General features: G+C 35.1%; 25 protein-coding genes. 16 read left to right on the plus strand and 9 right to left on the minus strand.

The genetic code is table 11. The features are described from left to right. From CHELV3228_RS02910 to pssA, 4 genes are read left to right on the plus strand one after another with little or no spacing between them, the layout of a single operon-like run. Positions 1 to 846: a 50S ribosomal protein L11 methyltransferase gene (locus tag CHELV3228_RS02910; RefSeq protein ID WP_082200734.1), complete on the plus strand. Its 846-nt coding sequence runs from the start codon at positions 1 to 3 to the stop codon at positions 844 to 846. After that, positions 833 to 2,758, plus strand: coding sequence for an ATP-dependent zinc metalloprotease FtsH (gene ftsH / locus CHELV3228_RS02915; RefSeq protein ID WP_082199465.1), 1,926 nt, complete (start codon positions 833 to 835; stop codon positions 2,756 to 2,758). Before CHELV3228_RS02910 ends, ftsH begins: the two co-directional genes overlap by 14 nt. Beyond that, positions 2,755 to 3,369, plus strand: a complete 615-nt coding sequence (locus tag CHELV3228_RS02920; protein ID WP_082199466.1) for a phosphatidylserine decarboxylase — start codon at positions 2,755 to 2,757, stop codon at positions 3,367 to 3,369. The genes ftsH and CHELV3228_RS02920 overlap by 4 nt, the downstream gene beginning before the upstream one ends. A gap of 9 nt (positions 3,370 to 3,378) precedes the next feature. Continuing rightward, positions 3,379 to 4,101, plus strand: coding sequence for a CDP-diacylglycerol--serine O-phosphatidyltransferase (gene pssA / locus CHELV3228_RS02925; RefSeq protein WP_082199467.1), 723 nt, complete (start codon positions 3,379 to 3,381; stop codon positions 4,099 to 4,101). Here pssA and CHELV3228_RS02930 read toward each other — a convergent pair. The 3 genes from CHELV3228_RS02930 to CHELV3228_RS02940 are packed head-to-tail and all read right to left on the minus strand — an operon-like array spanning position 4,091 to position 5,995. Then, positions 4,091 to 4,894: a ferritin-like domain-containing protein gene (locus tag CHELV3228_RS02930; protein ID WP_082199468.1), complete on the minus strand. Its 804-nt coding sequence runs from the start codon at positions 4,892 to 4,894 to the stop codon at positions 4,091 to 4,093. The two genes, pssA and CHELV3228_RS02930, sit on opposite strands and share 11 nt — an antisense overlap. Before the next feature lie 53 nt (positions 4,895 to 4,947). Next, complete coding sequence (locus tag CHELV3228_RS02935) at positions 4,948 to 5,580, minus strand: YiiX/YebB-like N1pC/P60 family cysteine hydrolase (RefSeq protein ID WP_082199469.1); 633 nt, start codon at positions 5,578 to 5,580, stop codon at positions 4,948 to 4,950. Positions 5,581 to 5,599: 19 nt separating this feature from the next. Continuing rightward, positions 5,600 to 5,995 (minus strand): DUF4878 domain-containing protein, encoded by a 396-nt coding sequence (locus CHELV3228_RS02940; RefSeq protein WP_082199470.1) that lies wholly within the window; start codon positions 5,993 to 5,995, stop codon positions 5,600 to 5,602. Between the two features lie 96 nt (positions 5,996 to 6,091). Here CHELV3228_RS02940 and CHELV3228_RS02945 point away from each other — a divergent pair, with 96 nt between their 5' ends. Beyond that, the gene (locus CHELV3228_RS02945; RefSeq protein ID WP_082199471.1) at positions 6,092 to 6,445 is read left to right on the plus strand and encodes a methionine-R-sulfoxide reductase; all 354 of its coding nucleotides are present in this window, start codon (positions 6,092 to 6,094) and stop codon (positions 6,443 to 6,445) included. Between the two features lie 12 nt (positions 6,446 to 6,457). After that, positions 6,458 to 7,087 (plus strand): MarC family protein, encoded by a 630-nt coding sequence (locus CHELV3228_RS02950; RefSeq protein WP_115588785.1) that lies wholly within the window; start codon positions 6,458 to 6,460, stop codon positions 7,085 to 7,087. Here CHELV3228_RS02950 and CHELV3228_RS02955 read toward each other — a convergent pair. The 4 genes from CHELV3228_RS02955 to CHELV3228_RS02965 all read right to left on the minus strand — a co-directional run bounded on the left by CHELV3228_RS02955 (position 7,062) and on the right by CHELV3228_RS02965 (position 9,682). Then, entirely contained in the window at positions 7,062 to 7,802 is a 741-nt protein-coding gene (locus CHELV3228_RS02955) for a glycosyltransferase family 2 protein (protein WP_082199473.1), read from the minus strand. The two genes, CHELV3228_RS02950 and CHELV3228_RS02955, sit on opposite strands and share 26 nt — an antisense overlap. Then, the gene (locus CHELV3228_RS10460) at positions 7,799 to 8,761 is read right to left on the minus strand and encodes a hypothetical protein (RefSeq protein ID WP_234980992.1); all 963 of its coding nucleotides are present in this window, start codon (positions 8,759 to 8,761) and stop codon (positions 7,799 to 7,801) included. Before CHELV3228_RS10460 ends, CHELV3228_RS02955 begins: the two co-directional genes overlap by 4 nt. Before the next feature lie 112 nt (positions 8,762 to 8,873). Next, entirely contained in the window at positions 8,874 to 9,308 is a 435-nt protein-coding gene (locus tag CHELV3228_RS10465) for a hypothetical protein (RefSeq protein WP_234980993.1), read from the minus strand. Further along, entirely contained in the window at positions 9,299 to 9,682 is a 384-nt protein-coding gene (locus CHELV3228_RS02965) for an HAD-IIIC family phosphatase (RefSeq protein WP_082199474.1), read from the minus strand. The genes CHELV3228_RS10465 and CHELV3228_RS02965 overlap by 10 nt, the downstream gene beginning before the upstream one ends. Positions 9,683 to 9,780: 98 nt before the next feature. On the opposite strand from CHELV3228_RS02965, the gene hisC reads away from it, so the two are divergent. From hisC to serC, 10 genes are all read left to right on the plus strand, one after another. After that, positions 9,781 to 10,881, plus strand: coding sequence for a histidinol-phosphate transaminase (gene hisC / locus CHELV3228_RS02970; protein ID WP_082199475.1), 1,101 nt, complete (start codon positions 9,781 to 9,783; stop codon positions 10,879 to 10,881). Positions 10,882 to 10,957: 76 nt separating this feature from the next. Then, positions 10,958 to 12,640, plus strand: a complete 1,683-nt coding sequence (gene fliF, locus CHELV3228_RS02975) for a flagellar basal-body MS-ring/collar protein FliF (protein ID WP_082199476.1) — start codon at positions 10,958 to 10,960, stop codon at positions 12,638 to 12,640. Then, positions 12,640 to 13,668 carry a flagellar motor switch protein FliG gene (fliG, locus tag CHELV3228_RS02980; protein WP_082199477.1) on the plus strand — a complete coding sequence of 343 codons (1,029 nt, stop codon included), beginning with the start codon at positions 12,640 to 12,642 and terminating at the stop codon, positions 13,666 to 13,668. Before fliF ends, fliG begins: the two co-directional genes overlap by 1 nt. 7 nt (positions 13,669 to 13,675) lie before the next feature. Beyond that, the gene (fliH, locus tag CHELV3228_RS02985; protein WP_082199478.1) at positions 13,676 to 14,494 is read left to right on the plus strand and encodes a flagellar assembly protein FliH; all 819 of its coding nucleotides are present in this window, start codon (positions 13,676 to 13,678) and stop codon (positions 14,492 to 14,494) included. After that, positions 14,487 to 16,322, plus strand: a complete 1,836-nt coding sequence (gene dxs / locus CHELV3228_RS02990; RefSeq protein WP_082199479.1) for a 1-deoxy-D-xylulose-5-phosphate synthase — start codon at positions 14,487 to 14,489, stop codon at positions 16,320 to 16,322. The genes fliH and dxs overlap by 8 nt, the downstream gene beginning before the upstream one ends. A gap of 80 nt (positions 16,323 to 16,402) precedes the next feature. After that, positions 16,403 to 16,819: a peroxide-responsive transcriptional repressor PerR gene (perR, locus tag CHELV3228_RS02995; RefSeq protein ID WP_082199480.1), complete on the plus strand. Its 417-nt coding sequence runs from the start codon at positions 16,403 to 16,405 to the stop codon at positions 16,817 to 16,819. Positions 16,820 to 16,851: 32 nt separating this feature from the next. Then, positions 16,852 to 17,955: a CYTH domain-containing protein gene (locus CHELV3228_RS03000; protein WP_082199481.1), complete on the plus strand. Its 1,104-nt coding sequence runs from the start codon at positions 16,852 to 16,854 to the stop codon at positions 17,953 to 17,955. A 5-nt stretch (positions 17,956 to 17,960) separates the two neighbouring features. Beyond that, positions 17,961 to 18,674, plus strand: coding sequence for a bifunctional demethylmenaquinone methyltransferase/2-methoxy-6-polyprenyl-1,4-benzoquinol methylase UbiE (ubiE, locus tag CHELV3228_RS03005; protein WP_082199482.1), 714 nt, complete (start codon positions 17,961 to 17,963; stop codon positions 18,672 to 18,674). Continuing rightward, positions 18,664 to 19,827 (plus strand): exodeoxyribonuclease VII large subunit, encoded by a 1,164-nt coding sequence (gene xseA / locus CHELV3228_RS03010; protein ID WP_082199483.1) that lies wholly within the window; start codon positions 18,664 to 18,666, stop codon positions 19,825 to 19,827. Before ubiE ends, xseA begins: the two co-directional genes overlap by 11 nt. Positions 19,828 to 19,837: 10 nt before the next feature. Further along, positions 19,838 to 20,911, plus strand: a complete 1,074-nt coding sequence (gene serC / locus CHELV3228_RS03015; RefSeq protein WP_082199484.1) for a phosphoserine transaminase — start codon at positions 19,838 to 19,840, stop codon at positions 20,909 to 20,911. 28 nt (positions 20,912 to 20,939) lie between these two features. On the opposite strand, the gene CHELV3228_RS03020 is transcribed toward serC, so the two are convergent. Both CHELV3228_RS03020 and plsX read right to left on the minus strand, forming a co-directional pair. Then, complete coding sequence (locus CHELV3228_RS03020) at positions 20,940 to 21,926, minus strand: beta-ketoacyl-ACP synthase III (protein WP_082199485.1); 987 nt, start codon at positions 21,924 to 21,926, stop codon at positions 20,940 to 20,942. Further along, positions 21,907 to 22,887 carry a phosphate acyltransferase PlsX gene (gene plsX, locus CHELV3228_RS03025; protein WP_082199486.1) on the minus strand — a complete coding sequence of 327 codons (981 nt, stop codon included), beginning with the start codon at positions 22,885 to 22,887 and terminating at the stop codon, positions 21,907 to 21,909. The genes CHELV3228_RS03020 and plsX overlap by 20 nt, the downstream gene beginning before the upstream one ends. Between the last annotated feature and the right edge of the window lie 3 nt (positions 22,888 to 22,890).

Below are 22,890 nucleotides of genomic sequence, written 5' to 3' on the forward strand. Positions count from 1 at the left end.
ATGGAAAAATTTTACTACGAGTTGTTTTTTAAGATAGATGAGCCTTATAAGGATTTAGTGCTTGACTTTGTTTTTGATTTGGGAGTTGAGGCGGTAGAAGAAAAAGATAAAGGCTTTTATATACGCTCAAGCGAAGAGTTAGACGAGATAGCTTGGGCTTTAGAATTTTTTTGCGAAAAGCTTTCGCATTTAAAAAATCATTCTTTGAATTTTGATTTTACTCTTGAAAAAAGAGAAAATAAAGACTGGATAGAAGAATATAAAAAGGGCATTGAGCCTATTTTGATTGATCAAATTTATATCCATACTACTTGGCAAAAGGCTAAAAAAGGTTTTTTAAATATACAAATTAATCCTGCTCTAGCCTTTGGTTCTGGACATCACGAAAGCACCCATTCTTGCATAGAACTTTTGCAAAAATTTGTTAAAAAAGATATGAAGGCTTTAGATGTTGGTTGTGGGAGTGGAATTTTAGCCATTATCTTAGCTAAATTTGGTGCTAAGGTTGATATTTGCGATACAGATGAGTTGGCTTTGAAGAGTGCTTTAGACAATGCTAAACTAAATGAAGTAAGCTTTTGTAAGGCTTGGCAGGGTTCATTAGATAAGGCGGAAGGAAAATATGATTTTATCGTGGCAAATATCATAGCTGATGTAATTTTGATTTTGGAAAAGGATATGAAAAATTGTTTAAAGGAAAATGCTATACTTATTTTATCTGGGATTTTAGATAAATATGAAGCTAGAATTAAAGATAAGTTTAAGGACTTAAGCCTTGTTTGTGAGCTTAGAAAAAATGAATGGCTAAGTTTAGTTTATAAAAAGGAAAAAAATGAACGAAAATAATAAAAATAACAACGCACCGCAAAATAATAATTTTTTTAATAAAAATCCTATTTTCATCTTTGCTATTTTTGCGATAGTGATGGTTGTCGTATTTAAAGGTTTTTTTGATGGTGGGACAACTGGTTCTTTTGGTGGAAATTTAAGTGGTAGTGAGGTCAATAAAAATGTTCCATATTCTGAGCTTAAAAAGCTTATCGAAAGTGGGCAGATTAATCAAGTTAGCATAGGGCAAAGCACCATTAAGGCTGTTTCTAGTGCAAATAATACTATCTACAACGCTAAAAAGGTGAATGATACCGAGTTGGTTAAATTGCTTGATAGCAAAAATATCGCTTATGGGGCATATTCTGAAACAAATTGGTTTACAGATATGATTTTTTCTTGGGTTTTGCCTGTTTTTATCTTTTTTGCGATTTGGATGTTTTTAGCTTCTAGAATGCAAAAAAGTATGGGAAGTTCGATTCTAGGCATTGGGAGTTCTAAGAAGCTTGTAAATTCTGAAAAGCCTAAGGTTAAATTTGGAGATGTGGCTGGGGTTGAGGAAGCTAAAGAGGAGGTTAAGGAAATAGTAGATTTTCTCAAATATCCTGAGCGTTATATTAAGCTTGGAGCAAAAATTCCAAAAGGACTTTTATTAGTTGGTCCTCCTGGCACAGGTAAGACACTTTTAGCTAAGGCTGTAGCAGGTGAGGCTGATGTGCCGTTTTTTAGCGTTTCTGGCTCTTCTTTTATAGAGATGTTTGTGGGTGTGGGTGCTTCTAGGGTAAGAGATTTGTTTGAAAATGCAAAAAAAGAAGCACCTGCCATAGTTTTCATCGATGAAATTGATGCCATAGGAAAAAGTCGTGCGGCAAATGGTTTAATGGGTGGAAATGATGAGAGGGAGCAAACGCTAAATCAGCTTTTAGCCGAAATGGACGGCTTTGGCACAGAAAGCTCTCCTGTTATTGTCCTAGCAGCGACTAATCGCCCTGAAGTTTTAGATGCGGCTTTACTTAGACCGGGTCGTTTTGATAGACAAGTTTTAGTAGATAAGCCTGATTTTAAAGGGCGTTGCGAAATTTTAAAAGTGCATATGAAAGATGTAAAAATTTCACCTAAGGTTAAGGTTGAAGATGTGGGTCGACTAACGGCTGGTTTGGCTGGGGCTGATTTGGCAAATATTATTAACGAAGCTGCACTTTTAGCCGGACGCGATGGGAAAAAATATGTTGAGCAAGATGACCTTGTGGAAGCTGTTGAAAGGGCTATTGCAGGACTTGAGAAAAAATCGCGTCGTATTAACGATAAGGAAAAAAAGATTGTTACTTATCACGAGTGCGGACACGCTTTGATAGCTGAAACTACTAAGGGAGCGAAGAGGGTTAGTAAGGTTTCTGTTATCCCTAGAGGTTTGGCAGCACTTGGTTATACGCTTAATACCCCTGAGGAAAATAAATTTCTTATGCAAAAGCACGAGCTTATCGCTGAAGTGGATGTGCTTTTGGGAGGGCGTGCGGCTGAGGAGGTTTTTATTGGCGAAATTTCAACGGGTGCGAGCAATGATTTAGAAAGAGCGACAGATATCATTAAGGCGATGATTTCTATGTATGGTATGAGTGAAATTGCTGGGCTTATGGTGCTTGAAAAACAAAGAAATACTTTTTTAACTGGCGGACAAAGCATTAAGGATTATTCGGAAAAAATGGCGGAGTCGCTAGATGATTATGTGAAAAAAACCTTAGATGAGCGTTATAAAGATGTAAAAGAGACTTTAAGCACTTATAAGGGGGCTATTGAAACTATGGTCGCGGCTCTTTACGAGGAAGAGACGATAGAGGGTTCTAAGGTGCGTGAGATTATTAAAGAATTTGAAGAGCAAAATGCTTTACCAACGCGTTTGCAAGTAGAAGAGAAAAAAGAACAGCAATGAGTCGTTTCATCGCAAAAGAGGGCTGGGCGGTTATTTTTATCACTCTAGTTTTATTATTATTGATTTGGATATTTGGGCATTTTTCTTTTGTTTTATTTTTGGTGCTTTTGGCACTTTTATTTTTATTTAGAGCTTCGAAACCAAATTTAGTGTGCGATGATAAAAAAGCTATTTTATCCCCGATTGATGGAAAGATTACGCGTATTGAAAATGCTTATTATGAGGATTTTGGAGAGTGTTTGGAATTGAATATCAAAAACGCTTTTTATGATTGTGGGAGTTTGAGTTCGCCTATAAAAATGCAACTTGAGAAATTGACCTTAAGGCACGGGCTTTTCTTGTGTAGTGAACTTGAGGTGGCTAAAAAAATGAATGAGAGAATGGTAATACACGCTCTTTCTAGTGGAAAAAAAATAATTATGCGAATTTATGCAGGCTCTTTAGATAGAAAATTAAAACTCTGTAATAATCCCCATAACTTAGATTCTGGAGATAGAATGGGTTTTTTGCTCAATGGTTCTGTTAGTTTGCTTTTGCCAAAAGACACGAGGGTGCATGTGGGTTTAAATGATGAGATTAAATCAGGCTCACTGCTTGCTTATCTTTCTTAAGGGAAAACGATGAATCATAAGCTCCAGCTCATTTATATCTTGCCTAATCTTTTTACAGCAGCTTCAGCTTTTTTAGGTGTGATTTCTATTATTTCTTCGATAAATGGCGATTTTTATAAGGCTTTGATTTATATCATCTTATCTTTGCTTTTTGACGGATTAGACGGACGCATCGCAAGACTTACAAATACAACTTCCAAATTTGGTGTTGAATTTGATTCATTGGCTGATTTAATAGCTTTTGGAGTTGCTCCTGCTGTTCTTTTTTACACAAGTGTAGGAATTTATTATGGGAAATTTGGCTCTTTAGTTGCGGCATTTTTTGTTGTTTTTGGAGCGATACGCCTTGCGCGTTTTAATGTTACCACAGGCACTTATGAACCTTCTGTTTTTATAGGGCTTCCTATACCAACGGCAGCGGTGGTAAGTGCGATTTATACTTATGCTTATTTAAATTATGATTTTTTAAAATCTTACGGACTTTTTATCGTTATTTTACAAGCTCTTTTGGGAATTTTGATGGTAAGCAACATACGCTATCCAAGTTTCAAAAAGCTTAATCTTAACCGCTCCAGTGTTTTAAAAGTGCTTATTTGCTTAATGTTACTTTTTTCTTTTTTATATCTTTATCCTTTGGAAAGTTTAGTAATTTTAGCTAGTTTGTATGTTTTGTATGGGATTGCGCGATTTTTTCTCACATTTCTTCGGGTAGGGAAAAAGTCTAAAATTTAGAGTAAAATTTTTCCAACTCTTCAAGTTCTTTTACTTCAAAACCAGCCTTTAGTCTAGCTTCATAGTTTAGCTTCTTCCCAGTCAAACTAAATTCTTTAAATCGTTCGCATAAGCTTAAATAGTTTTCATTCTCATCTTTGGCAAATTTCCACCAGAAATCTCCCTTTTTTACATGATTAACCTCTTCTTTTAAGATGAGATGTAGAATCTCTTCTAAAAAAGATTTGATGGGGTGGTTAGAGCTTTGAAGTTTGTTAAGCACGAAAGGATTTGCGTCCAAACCTTTGGCTTCTAGACCCCTATGCACAACACCCATTCTATATTTTAAAGAATCTTTTGTAGCTTTTAGTGCGGCTTCTAAATTATCGTGTGCGTTAAATGAGCCATATTTAAAGCCAAGCTCTTCTAAGGCTTTGTTGAGAAGTTTGAAGTGTTTAATTTCATCATTTGCCACCTCAAGCCAGTCTTCATAAAATTTAAAGGGTAAGTTTTTAAAGCGGTAGCTAGCATCAAGAGCTAGATTAATCGCACTAAATTCAATATGAGCTATAGAGTGAATGAGTTTAGCTAACGCCTGTGTGCTGTTGGCAAATTTTGGGCGACGGATGCGGGTTGGGTGCAAAAGCTTAATTTCTTCATAGGCGTTTTCTTTAAAAATGGCAAAATGCTCGTGATTAAAGATAAATTGCTCTTTTTTAAAATTTTCATAAAAATCATCAAAAAGCTCAAATTTTAATTTTAAATTTTTTTCATATAAAATTTTCTCTAGTTGCGTAAAAAATTCTTTTTTCATAAAAACTCCGTTTTTAAAATTATAGGAAAAAAATTTTAAATGAAAGTCGTGTTTTAAATTCTCTTTTCATAAATAAGCGTTGCTTGTGGTGCGTTAAAAAATTCCTTTGGAAAGAGATATTTGCCACTTAGCGGAGGTAAATTGACTTCTTTATAATTAAGTCGTAATGTGATGTGTGGAGTTAGCAAAGATTCTATAAGAGTCGTGCAGTAAAAGGCATTGCTTTCATTGCTTAGAATAAATTCCCTTCCAAGCTGTGATTTTGCTGCTAAAACAATGGCTTCTTTTTGTGCTTTTGTGAGTAAAAAGCGTTTGATGGCAAGAGAATTTGCGTGTGAGATAAACTCATTAAGTGGGCTTAAAATGACTTGATTTTGCCTATTTATATTATCATCTGTTGTGGCGTGAATGATAATTATAGGGTCAGTTGAGATGATAAGTCCTAAATGTGTGTAGTGATGATTTGAAATTTGAGAGATGATAAGACTTTCAAGGCTATCGCCACGCCGAAAGATGAGGTCTCCTACTTCAAGCGGAGGTAAATTTAAAGCTTCTATTTTAAGAGTTTTATTTTGCTTTTTCTCTTGCTCTTGTGAAAAATAAAAAAGAGCAAAGCACACGCCTAAAAACAACAATAGAAAAAGAAATTTTTTATAGTTTTTCATAAAGGCAGAGGAATTTGGCATAAGATTTTATGCCAAATTTTTATTTTAAACTCATCTTCCACTCATTATCGATTTTTTTAAGCGGACCGCCGTCTTCTTTGCTACTATCATCGTTAAAAGTGATTTTAAGCCTAACTTTTGCATTATCACCTTCGATTTTTTCATCGATGATTTCAATAGATTTTACTCCACCTCTTGCATCTGCTTGCTCTTTTGCTTTTGCAGCACCAGCCTTTAATTTGCCATTAACTAATTCTTTGTCGCTATCTTTTATGGTATCTGGCATATAAATGTATTTGACTAATGCCTCCCCATCACCCTCATACATATCATTTGTAAAATCCTTTGCCACTTCGCCAGGTGTTGTGCTACTTCCACATCCTGCAAATAATGCTGCAAAAACTAAGCTTAAAAACAAGGTTTTTATAATCCTCATTTTGTTCTCCTTTAATGTAAAATAAGGCTCATTATAGGCAAAAAAGATTAATAATAACGCTAGATTTACTATAAAAAATTATAATTGTGAGAAAGGATTAAAATGCTAAATGAAGAAGAAAAAAGGATAATTTTACATAAAGGAACGGAAGCTCCTTTTAGCGGAGAGTATAATGATTTTTACGAAGAGGGCGTATATCTTTGTAGGCAATGCCAAACGCCACTTTATTATTCTAAAGATAAATTTAAGTCAAATTGCGGTTGGCCTAGCTTTGATGATGAGATTAAGGGGGCGGTTAAAAGAATGCCCGATAGAGACGGCATTAGAACCGAAATTGTCTGTGCGAATTGCGATGGGCATTTAGGACATATCTTTGAAAATGAAGGTTTTACGCCTAAAAATGTAAGGCATTGTGTCAATTCCTTGTCTTTGAAATTTGTGAGAAAATAAGTGTTTGCAGATATAGAAAATGAATTTTATCTTATGTTTTTTGCGGCGATTACCATACTTGCCGTGTTAAATCCTTTTGGAAATTTAACGCAATTTTTAGCGATGAGCGATGGTTTGCCCCTAAGACTTAGGAAAAAACTTTTTGCGACGATACTTTACACGGCTTTTATTATTGTTTTGGTATTTTTGTTTTCAGGCTCTTTTTTTATGAGCTATGTTTTTCGTGTGGATTTGAACGATTTGCGAATTGCTGGGGGTTTGATACTTATTATAATGGCAGTTAAAAATTTACTTTTTTCGACTAAATTGGCAACGCAGGATTTCTCACATTATCAAGAATTTGACGAAAAAGAGCTTTTAAGACGCAGTCTTATCCCTATGGCTTTTCCTATGCTAGTGGGTCCGGGGACTTTGGCTAGTGTAGTTGTAATCGCTGAAGATGGCGGAATTAAAGTTGCTTTGGGTGCTGTTTTGATGGCTTTTTTATTTATGGCGATTTTATTTTATTATGCCGCAACGATTGAAAAGATTGTGGGAAAGCTTATTTTACACGTATTTTCTCGTATCGCGCAAGTGTTCATCGTGGCGATGGGTGTGAAGATGATGATAGTGGGGATTAAAGGAATTTTTGGCTTAAGTTAAGGCGTTTTAAATCTTCATACTCGCTTGGTGTTCCGCAAAACAAAATTTCATCTAAATTTATAAGCTCATACCTTATGTCGGCGTTTTTAAGGATAAGTGCGTTATACATAGGCGCGATGTAAAATTCGCCCTTTTGCAAATCTTTCTTTTCTTGCATTGTTTCAAAAATGGCTAAAAACTCCTCGCTTTTTTTAAAATAATAAATCCCACTACTACAATAAGAAGAAATGCGTTCTTTTTCTGCTGTTTTGGCAACTTTACAGAGCTTTTCATCACTTGGCATTATAAAGCTCCACTGCTCTCCCTCGCCCCTAAAAACCTCTAAATATCCGTCAATTTTTGTCAAATCAAGCGTTTTTGGCAGATGAAAGTGAGGGCGAAAAGTGTCTATGTTAAAAATCAAAATGCTATCTTTAATCTTAGCCTTTTCAAGTCCAAGTGCGACTGTGTGAGCTTGTCCAAGAGTTGGTTTGTCAAGCTCTATGCTTTGATAGTTATTTAAGCTAAGTTTGTTACACTCTTGTTTAATAAATTCCTTGGTGTGGTTTATATCTCTATAAATAAATAAAAAATTGCACTCAAAATAAGCCCTAAAGCCCTCCAAAACCCAACTAAAAACGCTTTTTTCATTTAAATTTAGCATATATTTTGGCACTTTATAACCCATTTTACTAAAGCGTGAGCTAAGTCCTGCCATAGGGAAAATAAAAGTCATTGCTCTTCCTTTAATAAGGTGTAAATTCTATAAGTATTTGCCAAAAGGGCGTTTTGCCTTTTTTCATCATCATAATGCAAGGGTAGCATCGATAAAAAAAGATGTAGGCAAAGAGCCAATAGGCTTTTATCGACTTTAAAAATTCCCCTAAAAGTTTCTTGGATTTTGAAGATATTATCACTTAGTTCAAGTTTGAAATTTAGCTCATATCCTTTTAATTTGCACTCGTAAAATCCCGCGATAATAAAATCATAAAGCCCCAAAACAGAATGAATAAGCTTTGCAAAATCATAATTTGCGTCCCCAAAAATGCTAATTTTAGAGTTAAAATCCATCCCTCTTGGGTCGTAAGTTTTAATCAAATCGCTTCTAAAATCATACATTATATTTGAAAAGCAAAAATCCCCGTGTATTAGGCCAAATTCTTTCACATAGGGTAAAAACTCATCTGTAAATTCTACAAGCTCGTTTAAGGACGGACAAATATTGTGGTTAAAGATGAAGGGCTTATCAAGTTTTATTTTTCTTTGCCTAGAGAATTCCTTTAACCTTGAAAGAGTCTTTTCTTTGTAATTAAAATTAAGCTTTTCTTCGCTTTTGTAAGAATGGCAAATTTTTAAAAAATCCTTAATAGAAAGGAAAATTTTTTCCCAAACAAAGCTTGGTAAATTCCCAAAAACAAAAAGCTCACTTAAAGTATTTTGACAAAGATATTCTAAAGCATAGCCCTTTTTTTGACTAAAATATCTTGGCGTATAGATTAAAAGCTCAGGCGGCAAGTTTTCAAACCATTCTTTTTCGGCTTTTATTTTTTCACTCCAAGATGAGTTTTTGATGATATAGTTTTTTGCAATTTGGATTTGATTAAAGCTTCTTTGTGTGGATATGACTTTTTTAGAATGAAAATAATTTGTGATTAAACCAAAGTCAAGCCAAGTTGTATTTTGTATCGCCCACATCTTTTTTTCTTTAGAATAGCTTTTGATACTTTTTACAAAATCATAGCGGTTTTTAAGTAGGTGTTTGGCTAGAATTTTTGCCCCACTAAAGCAAAAAGCACCTGTGAGGATTTTACCCCCCCCCCCCTACATCATTTGCAAAATTAAATTCCTCATCTAAATAAGCCCACTCATAATTTTCTCTTACATCGCCTATGCATAAACTATCTTCTTTCAAATTTAGCTTTTTAAAAAATGTATCCCCGTGAAGTATGCTTAATTTATTATTAATATTTAGGGCGTTAATGCAATAAAATATCGACTCTCCAAGGCTTAAATTTTCATCGACAAAGATAAGTTTGATGTTTAATTTTTCAAGTTTTTCTAAGTCATAATGGCTTGGTTTAAAGCTTTTTGGCAGAGAGAGGACTACCTCTGCATTTTTGGATAAATTTGCTTGATACTCGTAAAGTCTTTTATTTCCAAGTGGTAAAAATGACGGAACAATCTTGCCAAATTCTAAGGTAAAATCCGAAGAAGAATATTTGGCGGAAGTGATTAAAAGCATAATTTGTCTTTATCTAAAAGCTTTTGAATTTCTTCATAGCTTAGGTTGATAAATTCGCTAGGTCTAATGGCTCTGTCATCGACATAAAAGCCTTCTTCCCCACACCAAGCCTTACCAACTACAAGTTCATCAAATGGCACTTTATGTTGATTGAGCCATTGCAAAATTTGTGGGTAAGTGTGCTGCTTGATTTTATCAACATCGCCTTTAAAAGAACGCATAGAGCGGCTGGTGAAAATAGTGATTTTAAAGCCCATTTTTTGATACTCTTTTAATTGTTTTATGAGGGCTAAATTTGGCTTCTTCTTTTCATAGGGGACATTTTCCTCTTCTATGGTGAGTGTGCCATCAAGATCTATGATGAGATTTTTCACAATTTTCCTTGAAATTTAATGAAATGAATTATATTTTAATCTTGTAAATTAAAGCTTAAGTAAGAATTTATTAATATTAAAACCTTAAAGGAGTGAATATGCGTTTTAATGCAATTTTAAATCATCTTAATACTTACGAGCCGGGTAAAGATATAGAAATTATCGCTAAAGAATATGGTGTTAAAGAAGTGATAAAACTTGCCTCTAATGAAAACCCTCTAGGCACTTCACAAAAAGCCGTAGAGGCTATTATAAATAATGCTTCAAAAGCACATTTATACCCAGATGATAGTATGAGCGAGTTAAGAGCTAAATTAGCGACAAAATTTGGTGTAAGAATCCAAAATATCATCATAGGGGCAGGGAGCGACCAAGTGATAGAACTTGCCACGCACGCTAAGTTAAATTCTCAAAATGCTTTTTTGCAATGCGGCGTAAGCTTTGCGATGTATGAAATTTATGCAAAACAAGTTGGAGCTAAAGCTTATAAAACTAAGAGCATTATGCACGATTTAGCGGAGCTTAAAAGTCTTTATGATAAACACAAAGATACAATAAAAATTCTTTATCTTTGTTTGCCAAATAATCCTTTGGGCGAGTGTTTAAATGAAAGCGATGTGGAAGAGTTTTTAGGTGGGATTGATGAGGATTGTTTGGTTGTTATTGACGCTGCTTATAATGAATTTGCAAGTTTTAAAGATATGAAAAAGCACATCGACCCTGCGAAATTAATTAAAAATTTCACAAACACTCTTTATCTTGGCACTTTTTCAAAGCTTTATGGACTTGGGGGTTTGCGTGTGGGTTATGGTATCGCAGACGAGAAGGTGATAAATGCTTTGTATAAATTAAGAGCGCCTTTTAATGTCAGTAATTTGGCTCTAAAAGCTGCCGTAGCTGCACTTGAAGACAAGGAATTTGCTAAAAATAGCTTGGAAAATAATTTTTCTCAAATGCAAAGATATGAAGAATTTGCTAGATTGAATGCCCTTGATTTTATCCCTTCTTATACAAATTTCATAACTTATTTTTTTGAAGAGAAAAATAGTAGTGATTTGAGTGAAAAATTACTTAAAAAAGGTATAATTGTGAGGAATTTAAGAAGTTATAGATTAAATGCTATGCGTATTACCATAGGTAAGCCTTATGAAAATACACGCTTCTTTGAAGAATTTGAGCGTATTCTAAGGGGTAATTAGGCTTTTTAAATATTTATTAAAAAATAATTAATTTTTTGCTTATAAAATAACAAGTAAATAAGGTATGAGAGAGTCTATGGATTTTAAAAATATGTTTCTCCAAATTGGGCAGTTGTATCAAAATTTAACGCGCAAACAACGCATTGTTATAGCTGCTTCTATTGTTGTTGTTGTGGGATTTTTAGTTTTTTTAGCTCTTTTTCGTAATGGTCCTGCGGGTTCAAACGGCTATGTTCCTTTGATAGAAAATGCTAATCCAAGCACAGCTGGGGCTATCGTTACTAGGCTTGAGCAAAATGGAGTTCCTTATAAATTAGAAAACGAAAGCACCATTTTAGTCCCTCAAGACCAAGTCAATCGTCAAAAAATGTTTATTGCTAGCGAGGGTTTGATAAAGGATAATCGCGTTGGTTTTGAGGTATTTGATAAGCAAATTTTTGGAGCGACAAGTGCTGAAGAAAAGGTAAGAGCGCAAAGGGCTTTACAAGGCGAAATTGCAAGGATTATAGAAACCTTAGAGCCGATTCGCAGTGCTTCTGTTATTTTAGCCTTACCAAAAGAAAGCGTTTTTACTGAAAAACAAATTCCTCCAACAGCTTCAGTTACAATAAATATTAAAGATGGCTTTAGACTTACAAGAAAACAGATTGATGGCGTGAAAAATATTGTCGCGGCTTCTGTGCCAAGACTAACCAGGGAAAATGTAAAAATTAGCGACCAAAACGGAAATACCTTAGATGAGCAAGAGTTAGAATCAAGTGAAATTTTAGCGATGCAAATTCGCTATAAAAGAGATAGCGAAAGAGAACTCGAGGAAAAAATTATCAATTCTCTCGCACCATTTGCTGGTGGTCGCGATAAACTTCAAGTGAGTGTAAATATAGAGTATGACTTTTCTAAACAAGAATCGCAAAGTGAAATTTACGACCCTAACACGGTGGTTAGAAGTGAGCAAACTTTAAACGAAGAAAAGCAGGGTAGAAAAGACCCTGAAATTCAAGGCGTTCCAGGAGCTGTGTCAAATATAGGTCCAGTGGAGGGCTTGGCAAATAATGGCTTGATTGATTCTTACAAGAAAAATCAGGTAACAACAAATAATGAAATTTCTAAAACTATAACTAACACAAAAAAATCTTTTGGTGTGCCGCTACGCATTTCAGCTGCTGTAACCATCGATGGAAAATATGAAGAAAGTGTCGATGAAAATGGTGATATTAAGAGCGAGTATGTGCCTTTGCCACAAGCCCAGCTGAGTGGGGTGGAAAGTATCGTTAAAAGCACGATAAATTTCAATGCTACAAGAGGCGATAGCGTTGTGGTGCAAAATTTACCATTTTATAGAGAATCTGTTAAAGTTGAAAGTAAGGTTAAGACTTTCTACGGGCGTTTCATCGAGCCATTTATACCACCTGTTAAATATTTTATCGCAGCGATTTTGCTGTTCTTTTTTTACAAGAAAGTTATCGCCCCTTTTACGCAGAAAATGCTCGAAGATGTCGCTGCACAAGAAGAAGCACAGCAGGGTCCAAATGCCATTATTGACGATGCAGAAGATGCCTTAGAGAAATTCAATGCGGCAAGGAAGAAGGTCGAAGAGCAGCTCGGTTTTGGAGATAATTTCGATGAGGATTCTATACAATATGATGTCTTGCTTGAAAAATTAAGGGCTTTGGTAAGTGATAAGAGTGAAGAGATAGCAGCACTCTTACAGAATTTAATACAAAATGATTCTGATTTTAGCGAGAATAAGGATATATAATGATAAAGCTTAGCGAAGAACAAAAGATGATTTATGATGATTTATCAATGCCTGAAAAGGTCGCGATATTTCTTATACAGCTAGGCGAGGATTCTACAACTTCTGTTTTCTCTCATATGGAAATTGATGTGATTACAGAAATTTCTCGTTATATTGCTATGGCTAAAAATGTTGACCGTTCCGTAGCCACAGCTGTTTTGGAGGAATTTTATACTCTACTTCAGTCAAATCAATACATCAAAAGTGGTGGTCTTGAGTATGCTAAAGAAATACTTTTCCGCACTTTTGGACCAGAAATCGCTAATAAAATTTTAGAAAAACTAACCAAAAGTATGGAAAATAATCAAAATTTTGCATACTTAGCACAAATCAAACCACAGCAATTAGCCGACTTTATCACCAAAGAACACCCACAAACCATAGCTCTTATTTTAGCGCATATGGATAGTATCCAAGCGGCGGAGACTTTGGAGTATTTTAGTGATGAATTAAGAGCTGAAGTTGTGATAAGAATGGCAAATTTGGGCGATATTTCTCCAAGCATTATCAAAAGGGTTTCTGCTGTGCTTGAAAGCAAACTTGAGAGCCTTACTTCTTATAAAGTTGAAGTTGGAGGACCTAGGGCTGTGGCGGAAGTGCTTAATCGCTTGGGACAAAAAGCTTCTAAATCAACTATTACTTATATCGAGCAAAGTGATGAGCGTTTGGCTGAAACCATTAAAGAATTGATGTTCACTTTCGATGATATACAAAAACTTAGCACTCAGGCTATAAGAGAAATCCTTAAAGTCGCCGATAAACGCGATTTGATGGTTGGCTTAAAAGGTGCAAGTGAAGAATTGAAGCAAAAATTTCTTTCAAATATGTCCACGCGTGCAAGTGAGGCTTTTTTGGAGGAAATGGGCTTTTTGGGTGCTGTTAGGGTGAAAGATGTGGAAGAGGCGCAAAGAAAGGTTGTGGAAGTCGTGCAAAAACTAGCAGAGCAGGGCTTAGTGCAAACAGGCGATGCGGATGAGATGATAGAGTAGGCTAAATATGGTTAATCGTAGCAATGTAATTTCAAATGAAACTTCAGAACAACATGTGATTGAGGATTATCGTTTTAAGGTAATTTCTGAGTTTGTTAGCGAACAAGAAAGAGCACAAAACGAACAGGCGCATCATCAAGAAATCCCAACCCCTCAAGCACCCATACAAGAGGAAAAAAAAGAAGAATTAAAAGAGGAAAAGGCAGAAGAGCAGGGAGTAGCTTTTCAGCCGAGTTTCGTGGAAGATTTACTTAAAAAAACAGATGAAATGTCCAATAATATCATTAAGCTTCAAATGCAAATTGAAAGTCAAGAAAGCGAATTTAATAACAGGCTTGCCAGTGAGCTTGAAAATGCTAAAGAAAAATATACAAAAGAAGGTTTAGAGGAAGCAAGAGCCGAATTTGAAAAAGAGCTTGGTGCGCTCAAAGACAAGTATTTAAAAAGTGTCGCTAAACTTGAGGAAGCTTGTGCTAATTTAGATAATTTTATCACTAAAAACGAAAAAGAACTAGCCGATACCGCGATAGACATTGCCAAAGAAGTGATTTTAAAAGAGCTTGAGGAAGATTCTACAAAGATAGCTTACGCTTTAGCTAAGGACTTAATGGATGAGCTCAAGGGTGCTAGTGAGTTAGAATTAAAGGTTAATGCTGAGGATTTTGATTATTTAAAAGAGCAGTTTCATCAAGATAGTCGCATTAAGGTCAGCTTAGACGATGCGATTAGTAAAGGTAGTGTGGTGATTTTAAGCAATGCTGGAAATATAGAATCTAACCTCAATTCCCGTCTTAATAAAATCAAAAAAATGATACACAATGACTAAACTTACTCATACGAATTTAGAGTTGCAAGCTTTAAATGAAGAGGAGCTTAAGACTCTTGCTGTAAATTTAAGAGCTAAAATTATAGAGGTTGTGAGTCAAAATGGTGGGCATTTAAGCTCAAATTTGGGTGTCGTTGAGCTTAGTATCGCAATGCATTGTGTGTTTGATAATGCAAAAGACCCATTTATTTTTGATGTTTCTCATCAGTCTTACGCCCATAAGCTTTTAAGTGGAAAAGAGGAATATTTTCATACGCTAAGAAGTTTTGGGGGCTTAAGTGGCTATACGAAAGATGAAGAGGGCGATTATTTTGTTGCTGGACATTCTAGCACTTCCATTTCTTTAGCTATAGGAGCTTGCAAAGCCATAGAGCTTAAAAAAGAGGAGCGTATGCCTGTGGTTTTAATCGGCGATGGGGCTTTAAGTGCGGGTATGGCTTATGAGGCGTTAAATGAGTTGGGCGATAGAAAGTATCCTTGCGTGATTATCTTAAATGATAATGAAATGAGCATAAGTAAGCCCATAGGGGCGATTTCAAAATATCTCTCTCAAGCAATGGCAACGCAGTTTTATCAAAAATTTAAAAAACACGTCGAAAAGATGTTGGATTTTTTACCAGATAGTGCGACTTATATGGCGAAGCGTTTTGAAGAAAGTTTTAAGCTTATCACACCGGGGCTTTTATTTGAGGAATTTGGACTTGAGTATATTGGTCCTGTGGATGGGCATAATATTAGCGAGGTTATCAGCGCTTTAAAACAGGCTAAAATGATGAAAAAACCTTGCATTATCCACGCACAAACCATTAAAGGTAAGGGTTATGCGCCAGCTGAGGGTAAACACACAAAATGGCACGGGGTAGGGGCTTTTGATATCCGTAGCGGAGAAAGTCTTAAAAAACCTAGCTCTAAGTCTAGCGCAACGGAAATTTTTAGTCAAAATTTGCTGGATTTAGCACAAAAATATGAAAATATTGTCGGCGTTACGGCAGCTATGCCTAGTGGCACAGGGCTTGATATTTTGATAGAAAAATATCCTAATCGTTTCTGGGATGTTGCCATCGCTGAGCAACACGCCGTAACTTCTATGGCTGCTATGGCAAAAGAGGGCTTTAAGCCTTTCATTGCGATTTATAGCACTTTTTTGCAAAGAGCTTATGACCAAGTAATTCACGATTGTGCGATTATGAATTTAAATGTTGTTTTTGCTATGGATAGAGCTGGGATTGTGGGTGAGGACGGAGAGACACATCAGGGAATTTTTGATGTGAGTTTTTTGAGTGCTGTGCCAAATTTAACCCTTATAGCCCCACGAGATGCTAAAATGATGAAAGAGTGTATGGAGTATGCCTATTTTCATCAAGGTCCCTTAGCTTTTCGTTACCCTCGCGGTAGCTTTATTTTAAATGAGGAATTTATTCCTTGTAAAATTTTTTTAGCTAAGGCGCAGTGGTTGGTTAAAAATTCAAGCGAAGTGGCATTTTTAGGTTTTGGACAAGGTGTAGGTAAGGCGTGGGAGGTTTTGCAAAATTTGGGAGAGGAGTTTGCAAATTTGATTGATTTAATTTTTATAAAACCTTTAGATGAAGCTTTGTTAAAAGAGTTGGCAAGTAAGACTAAAATTTGGTTTGTTTTTAGTGAAAATGTTAAGATTGGCGGGGTGGCGAGTTTGCTTAGGGAATTTTTGGCTAAGTATGATTTGGGGGTAAAAATTATCAGTTTTGAATATGAGGACGCATTTATTACGCACGGAAATTTGAGTAAAGTTGAAGCAAGTTTGAGTTTAGATGTGAAAAGTTTGAGTCGCAGGGTGCTTGATATTATTTGATAAAAAATATTCTTTAACATAAACATTTTTTAAATAATTTTTTTATATGATTTCGCATAAAACAAATTTAAGGTAAGATTATGGAACTATTACAAATGCTTAAGAAATATGACCTAAAAGCTACTCCGCAAAGACTTTGTGTTTTAAAAATTTTAAAAAGACACGAGCATCCAAATATTGACGAGCTTTATGCTGAGATAAAGCGAGAATACCCCTCCATTTCCTTAGCTACAGTGTATAAAAATATCAATACGCTTCAACAGCAAGGGTTAGTTGTTGAAATCAATGTTGCTAATCAAAAATCGTGCTATGACATTTACGAAAAAGAACATATGCATATCATATGCACTAGTTGTGGAAACATCGAAGATAAAGATTTTGATGAGATAGAAATGAATGAATATCAAGAAAATCTTGAAAAGAAAATCTCAAATTTGATTGAACATTTATCCGTTTGTGCCTATGTTAAAGCTTGCAAAAAATGTCAAAAGCATTAAGGGCAAAACGAGCCTTTTGAATAGAGTTTGTCGTGTTTTATCCATTTCAAAGAAAATTTTTACTCCAGTCTTTTGATTTAAGCTTAAAACAAATTTCAAAGGGTGTTTGCGTAACGACTTTTTACACAAAAATTTCTCCAAAAGAAACTTTAAAATTTCAAAGCCTCGATGAAAAATATTTTTTAATTAAAAATGATTTAAGAGAAGAAATCTCTAAAAAAGAATTTGACAAAGCGAAAGAAAAAGCCTTGATGAAGGTGCTTTCTAAAAAAAGTTATGAATTGCCAGATGAAAAGAAAAGAGCGTTTTTGCAAATTTATAAAGAAGATAGGCTGTTTGTTTTGAAAGTATTTTTTAAAAGCGAGGAAGAGGCTTGTCGCTTTAAGTGTGATGAGAGATTGCAGCTTTTAAGGGAGCTTGATGAGAGGTTTAATTCTAAAAATTTAATCCTTTATGATTATAAAAAGGCTTTTTTTGATATTCACACTTGTTTTAATATCATAGGGAAAAATCAAAATTTCACGCTTAATTTCCCTCAATCTTTACACGCAAATGATGGTTTTAGAGTGCTTTTATTTTATTTGCTTTGTGGGTTAAAAAGCCAGATGAGAAAAAAATACGATATGGCAGATTTGCATTTTATCGTTTTAAAAATTTGTGTATTTTTGAAAAATACAATAAAGCTTTTTGATGCCACAATGGCGCGAAAATTATTAAGTGGATTTGAGAGTTTGGAAAAGAAAATAAAGCAAAATTTAACAAAAAAATATTTTAATATCAAACCTTATAGAGATTTATTGAGCGATTTTGAATTGTTTTTGAGAGAGGGAGATTTTTTTAAAAGTGTGGAGAAAGAGAGTTTTTTAAAGACTTTTGTGGCACACAAATTACGCTTAAAGCTGATTACATTTAAGAAAAATTCTTATAAAAGTTTTTCTTATGAGGAATTTATGGTGCAATGTTTGGAAATTCGTATTTTCCTTGAGCATTTTGCTCATTTTTTTAATGATAAAAATTTGCAAAAATTAGCTCTTATTTTCGATGAAAATGTTTTTGTAAAATTTATGAAAAAAAGAGAAAAAATTTTTAAACTCATCAAAAAAGTAAATAAAAATTTAAAAATTTATAAAGGATAAATAAAATGCAAAAGCAAGAAAAAATTATAGAAATGTTTAATCAAATCGCCCCAACCTATGATAAAGCAAACAGAATTTTGAGTTTTGGTGTAGATGTAAGTTGGCGTAAGAAAGCTTGTAAGAGGGTTTTGGAGCTTTGTGAAAATGATGATTTAAATATCATAGATGTGGCTTGTGGCACGGGCGATATGATAGAAATTTGGCAAGAAAGCGTTAAAAAATCAGGCAAAAAACTTCATCTTATTCAGGGCATAGACCCAAGCTCTGCGATGCTAAAAGAGGCGAAAAAAAAATTTACCAATGTAAAGTTTATCGAGGCTGGGGCGCAAGATTTGCCGTTAGAAAGTAAGAGCGTGGATATTTTAAGTATAAGCTATGGAATTCGTAATGTGGTAGAAAGGCAAAGGGCTTTGGGTGAATTTGCGCGCGTTTTAAAAAATGGTGGAATTTTATTAGTATTAGAATTTACAAAAAGAGAGCGTGGGGGCATTGTGGCGTTTTTTAGAGATTTCTATCTTAAAAATGTTTTGCCAAGTTTGGGGGGGCTAATTAGTAAAAATAAAGAAGCTTACACCTATCTTCCAAATTCTATTGAGACTTTTTTAAGTCAAGAGGAATTTGGCACAGAGCTTGAGAGTGTGGGGTTTGAAAACATTGATTTTAAAAGCTTTAGTTTTGGGGTGAGTTCTATGTTTATAGCGAGAAAAAATGACGGTTAGTCAGTTAAATTTAGCCGCTAAATCTTTATTAGAGCTTCATTTTAGCAATGTGCTTGTGAGCGGAGAGCTTTCTAAGATAACAATGCACGGCTCAGGACACTGGTATTTTGAGCTAAAAGACGAGAGTTCAAGCATTGCCTGTGTGATGTTTAAGGGAAATAACATTCAATTAAATTTTAAGCCAGAGGTTGGAGATTTTTTAGAGCTTGAGGGAAATTTAAGCCTGTATGCCGAGAGTGGGCGCTATCAATTTATCGCTAAAAATATGAAAAAAGAGGGTTTTGGTGATTTAGAGGCGCGTTTTTTAGCTCTTAAGGAAAGTCTGCAAGAGGAGGGTTTATTTGACGATGTGCATAAAAAATCCTTACCAAAATTTCCTTTAAAGATTGGTATTATCGCTTCTTTTAGCTCTGCAGCTTTGGAGGATATGCTTAAAATCATCAAGCAAAAGGGTTATTTTTTAGCTAAGATTTATATTTTCAATGCTCTTACTCAAGGACAAAATGCACCAAATTCTTTAATTAACGCTTTAAGAAAGGCTGATAGTGCAAGCCTTGATGTGCTTATTATGGCAAGAGGGGGAGGGAGCAGAGAGGATTTATTTTGTTTTAATGATGAGGCTTTAGCAAGAGAAATTTTTGCAGCAAAAACACCTATCATTTCAGCCATAGGACACGAGATTGATTATGTAATTAGTGATTTTGTTGCGGATTTAAGAGCGCCAACGCCAAGTGCTGCCATAGATATTTTATTAGCTTCCAAAGAGGATTTGGAGCAAAGACTTGATTTTGTGGAGGATAAGTTAAAAACGAGTTTTACGCTCATTTGTAAAAATTGGGAAAATCAGCTTTTCAATTTAGCAAAAATCTTTAAGGCAAATTCTTTACCTTTTGCGATAAGTCAAAAAATGAAACATTTAGAAAATCTTAAAAAACAATTAGAATTGTTGATGAAAAATAAAATTCAAATCAGTTTTTTAGAATTTGAAAAACTTAAAAATGCATATTTACAGCACGAGAATTTTTTTGAAAAAAACAGACATTTAATTTCTCTTAAAAAAAATGGTAAAATAGTGCATTTAGAGGAGTTAAAAAGTGGAGATGTTGTGCTTCTTAGCTCACAAAATTTAGAAAAAGAAGCTAAAATTTTATGAAAGGATAGAGATGAGAAAGATAAATTTTAGTGCAGGACCTTCGACTTTACCGCAAGAGCTTTTAAAAGAGGCACAGGAGCAGCTTTGCGATTATAAGGGTTTGGGCTATTCTATTATGGAGATTAGCCATAGGACGAAGATTTTTGAAGAAGTGCATTTTGACGCGATGCGTAAGGCTAAAGAGCTTTATGGTTTGGGGGAGGAGTATGAGGTGCTATTTTTACAAGGTGGAGCAAGTTTGCAATTTGCTATGATACCGATGAATTTAGCAATGGGCGGTGTTTGTGAATATGCAAATACAGGAGTTTGGACTAAAAAAGCGATTAAAGAAGCGCAAATTTTGGGCGTTGATGTTAAGGTTGTGGCGAGTAGCGAAGAGGAGAAATTTTCGCATATTCCTAAGGTGGAATTTAGCGATAATGCCGATTATGCTTATATTTGCTCTAATAATACTATCTATGGCACACAATATAAAAAATATCCAAAGACAAAAACGCCTTTGATTGTCGATGCGTCAAGTGATTTTTTTTCTAGGAAGGTGGATTTTAGCGATATTGCACTTTTTTATGGCGGAGTGCAAAAGAATGCTGGAATTTCGGGTCTCGCCTGTCTTTTTATACGCCAAGATATGCTAGAAAGAAGTAGGGCTAAAAATATCCCTAGTATGCTAAAATACGCTATCCACGCTGAAAACAACTCTCTTTTTAATACCCCTGCGACTTTTGCGATTTATATGTTTCATCTTGAAATGCAATGGCTTTTAAATTTGGGCGGTTTAGATGAGATAAATAAGAAAAATACGCAAAAAGCACAGCTTTTATATGAAAGCATTGATTTGAGCGAGGGTTTTTACAAAGGACACGCGAGGAAGGAAGATAGGTCTTTAATGAATGTAAGTTTTAATATAGCAAATAATGAGCTTGAAAGCATTTTTATTAAAGAAGCCGAAGAAGCTGGTATGATAGGACTTAAAGGACATAGGATTTTAGGTGGAATTCGTGCGAGTATTTATAATGCCATCACCTTAGAGCAGGTAAAAACTTTGTGTGAATTTATGAAAGCATTTCGTAAGAAATATGCTTAATGAGCCAAGAAAAGCCAGATGGCTTTTCTTAGAAATTTTCTCCCCCAAAATGAAGCAGAGCAGACCCCCAGGTAAAACCCCCTCCAAAGGCATCAAGCAAGATTAAAGACCCCTTTTTTAAGCGTTTTTCTTCATAAGCGTCATTCATCGCCATAGGGATAGAAGCGGCGGAAGTGTTGCCATACTTTTGCACACTAATAACGCATTTTTCATCTTCTAAATTTAGTTTCTCTTGCACGGCTTTAATGATTCTAAGATTTGCTTGATGTGGGATAAATAAGTCAATTTGTGTGGGGCTAATATGATTTTTCTCTAAAAGTTCTACGACATCATTGCTTAAGGTTTGAACGGCTATTTTAAAAACTTCATTACCTTTCATTTTCATCGCTAAGGGTGAGCAAATTTCTACGCTTTTGGAGCGTTCTGTCATTAGCAAATCGCCATATGTGCCATTACTCGCAGTATGCACATCGATGATAGGATTTTCCCTATCAAGACTTACAATCCCAGCTCCCGCCCCATCGCCAAAAAGTATGCAAATGCTTCTATCTTTATAGTCCATTATGGAGCTTGCTTTTTCTGCGCCTATGATGAGGACATTTTTTTTTGCACCGCTTTCAACTAAACTTTTGGCAAGTTCTAAAAGATAGATGAAACCAGAGCAAGCCGCAGATATATCAAAGGCTGTGATATTTTTTAAGCCCAAATTTGCAGCGATTTTGCAAGCTGTTGATGGCATAGTGAAATAGTCAGGACTTAAAGTCGCTACAAGAATAGCATCAATTTCATCTGGCTTTAAATTTGCCCTTTTTATAGCTTTTAAAGCAGCTTTTGTGCCTAAATCGCTTGTATTTTCATTTTCTGCTGCTATTCTTCTTTCTTTAATTCCCGTGCGACGCAGTATCCACTCGTCACTAGTATCGACCATTTTTTCCAACTCTTCATTGCTAAGTATTTTTTCTGGCACATAAGAGGCGATACTTTTAAGAGAGGCTTTAAAATTTGGCAAGTTCATTTTCTATAGCTTTATTGATATTGGCTTCATTAAAGTGAATTGCCTGAAAAATAGCGTTTTTAATAGCCCTCGAATCGCTTTTTCCGTGACTTATAATCACACAGCCTTTTACGCCAAGTAAGGGTGCGCCGCCATATTCTTGCCAATCAATTTTCTTTTTAAGACGCATAAATGAGGGCTTCATTAAAACTGCTCCAAGTTTGGAGAGAAAATTTTGCTTAATGTCGGCTTTTAAAATTCTAAAAATTGCTCCAGCAACGCCCTCGCAGGATTTTAAAATGACATTACCACTAAAACCATCGCAAACTAAAACATCGACATTTGCGTTAAAAATATCGCGTCCTTCAGCGTTACCGATGAAATTAGGAATTTTTTTCATCAGTTGGTGGGTTTCTTTGGTAAGTTCATTTCCTTTGCACTCTTCTTCTCCATTTGAAAGTAGGGCAACTCGTGGTTTTGAAATTTGCATTACCTCTCTAGCATAAACTTCACCCATAACGGCGAATTGAAATAAATTTTCGCTTTTGCAATCTGTATTTGCCCCAACATCTAAAAGTAAAGTTGTGCTTTCAATGTTAGGCATTAAGGTTGCTATAGCTGGTCTTAAAACATTTTGCAATCTTCCAAGTCTAAGCGTTGCCAACGACATACTAGCCCCACTATGCCCTGCTGAAACTACGGCACTTGCCTTTAAATTTTTAACAAGCTCAATGGCTTTATAAATACTCGTTTCTTTGCGTTTTAAAGCATCGGTAGCATTTTCTTCCATAGAAAAAACTTCATTTGCTTCTTCGTATTGGATATATTGCTCTAAATGTTTTGGAATGAGCGGTTTTAATTTTTCAGTCTCACCCACTAAGATGGCGTTAAAAGGCTTAACATTTAAAGCCTCGATGACGCCTTCTATAATGGGTTTCTCGCCGAAGTCCCCTCCCATTGCATCGATAGCAATGCTTATCATAAC

It is taken from the genome of Campylobacter helveticus (genome assembly GCF_002080395.1).
In the GTDB taxonomy this organism is placed as follows: domain Bacteria; phylum Campylobacterota; class Campylobacteria; order Campylobacterales; family Campylobacteraceae; genus Campylobacter_D; species Campylobacter_D helveticus.